Below are 3,339 nucleotides of genomic sequence, written 5' to 3'. Positions count from 1 at the left end.
GGATGGCGAAGATCGCCAAGCCCAGCCAGGCCGAGGCCGAGGCCGCGGTTCGGCTGCTGATCGCCTGGGCCGGCGACGATCCCGACCGCGAGGGCCTGGCCGACACGCCCGCGCGGGTGGCCCGTTCCTACAGCGAGCTTTTCGGCGGCTACGCCGAAGACCCGCGCCGGTATCTGGAACGCACCTTCGAGGAGGTCGGCGGCTACGACGATCTGATCGTGCTGACCAACATCCGGGTGGTGAGCTTCTGCGAGCATCACATGCTGCCGGTGATCGGACGGGCTCATGTGGGCTATCTGCCGCGAAACCGGGTGGTGGGGATTTCGAAGCTGGCCAGGGTGGTCCAGGGCTATGCCCGGCGCCTGCAGATCCAGGAAAAGCTGACGGCCGACGTGGCCGAGGCGATCCAAGAGGTGCTGAATCCCCTGGGCGCGGCCGTGGTGATCGAGGCCGAGCACAGCTGCATGACTCTGCGGGGGGTGAACACGCCGGGGTCCATGCTGACCACCAGCCGACTGCTGGGCGTTATCCGTGACGACCCGCGCACTCGCGATGAGTTCCTGCGGATGGCGAAGCAGGCCTGATGGCGCAGCAGCCCCGGACAACCGCCCTGACGGTCTGGTACGACGGCGACTGTCCGCTTTGCCAGCGAGAGGTCGCGCTGTTGCGACAGCTAGACCGTGACGAGGCCATCACCTTCGTCGACCTGTCGATCGGTGAAGCCTGCCCGCTCGACCGTGGCGCGATGCTGTCGCGCTTTCACGCTCAGGCGCCCGGCGGTGAGCTGCTGTCCGGCGCCGCAGCGTTCGCGGCGATGTGGCGTCTGATCCCGGCCCTGTCGCCGCTGGGTCGGCTGGCGCGATGGCGTCCAGCCCTGTGGCTGATGGAGCGCCTCTACCGCGTGTTCCTGCGCTTCCGCCCAGCCTTGCAGGCGCTAGCGCGACAGCTGTTCGGCGCGGGCAGTCCTAGGTCATCCGCCGGATAAGGCCCGCCAGGCGCGCCACGCCGTCCTCGATCTGCGCCTCGGTGGGGAGGGAGTAGCTGAGGCGGATGGCGTTAGCGGCCGGAACCTCGGCGAAGAACGGTTCGCCTGGGACGAAGGCCACCTTCTCCTCGATCAGCGAACGCTCAAGCAGGACCTTGCCATCCAGGCCTTCGGGCAACCAAACCCAAACGAACATGCCGCCCTGGGGCTGTGACCAGGTTACGCCCGGCGGCATGTGGCGGGCCAGCGCCTGGCCGATCGCCTGGGCGCGGACGCCATAGGCGTTGCGCAGGGTTGATAGGTGCTGCTCGTAGCCGACCGCCACGGTTCGGTGGAGGGCCATCTGGTTGACGGTCGAGACGTGCAGATCGCAGCCCTGCTTGAGCAGGACCAGCTTGTCGATCACAGCGCGCGGGCCGCAGACCCAGCCAATGCGCAGGGCGGGCGAAATGGTCTTGGAGAAGGTGCCGCAAAACAGGGTGCGGGCGGCGTCGATGGAGCCGCAGCGTTCGATATCGAGCGACAGCAGGGTCGGCAGGATCTCGCCCTCGAAGCGCAGCTCCCGATAGGCGGCGTCCTCGATGAGCGTCATCTCGGTGGCGTAGGCCAGGTCGATGAGCGCGTCGCGCTGAGCGCGCGCCAGGCTCTCGCCGGTGGGGTTGGCGAAGTCGGGGACGAAGTAGCCGAGCGGCGGGCGCGGCGAGCGAGCGGTGATCAAGTCCGCCGAGTCGCCGTTGTCGAGGGCGCCGTCGGGCAGGTCGAGATAGGCTGGCTCGTAGGCGTTGAAGGCCTGCAGCGCCCCCAGATAGGTGGGCCGGGCGACGACGACCGTGTCGCCGGGGCTGAGGAACAGCTTGCCCAGCAGATCCAGAGCCTGCTGCGATCCGGCGGTGATCAGGATGTTGTGGGCGTCGCAGGCGACGCCTGACAGGGCCATGCGCTCGGCGATCCAGGCGCGAAGCGGCAGGTAGCCCTCGCTGACCGAGTATTGCAGCGCCTGGGCCGACTGGTCGGGATCGGCCAGGATCTCGTCGTAGGCGGTCTTGATGGCGGCGGCGGGGAACAGGGCGGGCGCGGGAATGCCACCGGCGAAGGACAGGATGTCCGGCTGGTCCAACAGCTTGAGCAACTCGCGGATTTCATTGGCGCGGACGCGGGACATGCGCGCGGAGAACCGCGTGGTCCAGTCGAGTTCAGGGGTGGTCATGATCGGTTTCTGCCTGGGTCGCCGACGTCGGTGAAGACGTCCAATGGGCCGCGCAGGGACGCGGCGTCTCGCCTGATCAGGTCAGGGGCGTACGAGGCGACGGTGTGTCGACTGGATCATGAGTTATCTATCGCCTGCGACGCGCCGGCTGTCGAGGCCGGCGCGCGCCTTGAGCTAAGCTAGTTCCGACTGGGGATCACGACTTCCATGTGCTCGTAGCCCTTCACGAAGGCCGAGGGCACGCGGCGGGGTTCGCTGACCACCTTGATCTCGGGGAAGCGGGGCAGGATCTCTTCCCAGAGGATGCGGAGCTGCAGTTCGGCCAGGCGATTGCCAACGCAGCGGTGGATGCCGAAGCCGAAGGAGAGGTGGTTGCGGGGCCGCTCGCGGTCGATGATGTAGGCGTTGGGGTTCTCGATCACCTCTTCGTCCCGGTTGCCCGAGGCGTACCACATGATGACCTTGTCGCCCTTCTTGATGGTCTTGCCGCCCAGTTCGAAGTCCTGCGTCGCGGTGCGCCGCATGTGGGCCAGCGGCGTCTGCCAGCGGATTGTCTCTGAGACCATCGAAGGGATCAGGCCGGGGTTGTCGCGCAGCTTGCGGTACTGGTCGGGGTTCTGGTTCAGCGCCAGCACGGAGCCGGTCATCGAGTTGCGGGTGGTGTCATTACCGCCGACGATCAGCAGGATCAGGTTCCCGAGATACTCCATACGATCCATGTTCTTGGTGGCCTCGCCATGGGCCAGCATGGAGATCAGGTCGCCCTTGGGCGGGGCGTTGATCCGCTCGTTCCAAAGCCGGGTGAAATAGTCGACGCAGCCGAACAGCTCCATCTTCCGTTCCGCCTCGGCGATCTCGGGATCGGTGGAGCTGAACAGGCCGGACTCGGCGCCGGCAGTCGCCACGTCCGACCAGCGGGTCAGCATGCGGCGATCTTCCCAGGGGAAATCGAACAGGGTGGCCAGCATCTGGGTGGTCAGCTCGATGGAGACCCGGTCCACCCAGTCGAAGGGCTCGCCGATGGGGAGTTCATCCAGGGTCTTCTGGATGCGGCTGCGGATCAGCGGCTCCAGCACATGCAGATTGGCCGGCGAGACGATGGGGCTGACGGTCTTGCGTTGTACGTCGTGCTTCGGCTGGTCCATGG

General features: G+C 66.9%; 4 protein-coding genes. 2 read left to right on the top strand and 2 right to left on the bottom strand.

The window, feature by feature from the left end:
- The first annotated feature begins 2 nt into the window (after positions 1–2).
- Both folE and RMO04_RS13260 read left to right on the top strand, forming a co-directional pair.
- Positions 3–584, top strand: coding sequence for a GTP cyclohydrolase I FolE (gene folE / locus RMO04_RS13265; protein WP_309645254.1), 582 nt, complete (start codon positions 3–5; stop codon positions 582–584).
- On the top strand, positions 584–985 hold the full coding sequence (locus RMO04_RS13260; protein WP_309645253.1) for a DUF393 domain-containing protein: 402 nt from the start codon (positions 584–586) through the stop codon (positions 983–985). The genes folE and RMO04_RS13260 overlap by 1 nt, the downstream gene beginning before the upstream one ends.
- Here the strand turns inward: RMO04_RS13260 and RMO04_RS13255 are convergent.
- On the bottom strand, positions 966–2,192 hold the full coding sequence (locus RMO04_RS13255) for a PLP-dependent aminotransferase family protein (RefSeq protein ID WP_309645252.1): 1,227 nt from the start codon (positions 2,190–2,192) through the stop codon (positions 966–968). The genes RMO04_RS13260 and RMO04_RS13255 overlap by 20 nt on opposite strands.
- 179 nt (positions 2,193–2,371) lie before the next feature.
- Positions 2,372–3,339, bottom strand: a 968-nt coding sequence (locus RMO04_RS13250; RefSeq protein WP_309645251.1) for a cytochrome P450, incomplete at its 5' end; no start/stop codon positions are given.

This window comes from Phenylobacterium sp. (genome assembly GCF_031412415.1).
Classification (GTDB): Bacteria; Pseudomonadota; Alphaproteobacteria; order Caulobacterales; family Caulobacteraceae; genus Phenylobacterium.
This window is presented reverse-complemented; position numbering and strand designations above follow the sequence as displayed.

Bases quoted from the DNA above. Each gene is read 5' to 3' on its own strand.
- folE (WP_309645254.1), top strand. From the start codon at position 3: ATGGCGAAGATCGCCAAGCCCAGCCAGGCCGAGGCCGAGGCCGCGGTT.
- RMO04_RS13260 (WP_309645253.1), top strand. From the start codon at position 584: ATGGCGCAGCAGCCCCGGACAACCGCCCTGACGGTCTGGTACGACGGC.
- RMO04_RS13255 (WP_309645252.1), bottom strand. From the start codon at position 2,192: ATGACCACCCCTGAACTCGACTGGACCACGCGGTTCTCCGCGCGCATG.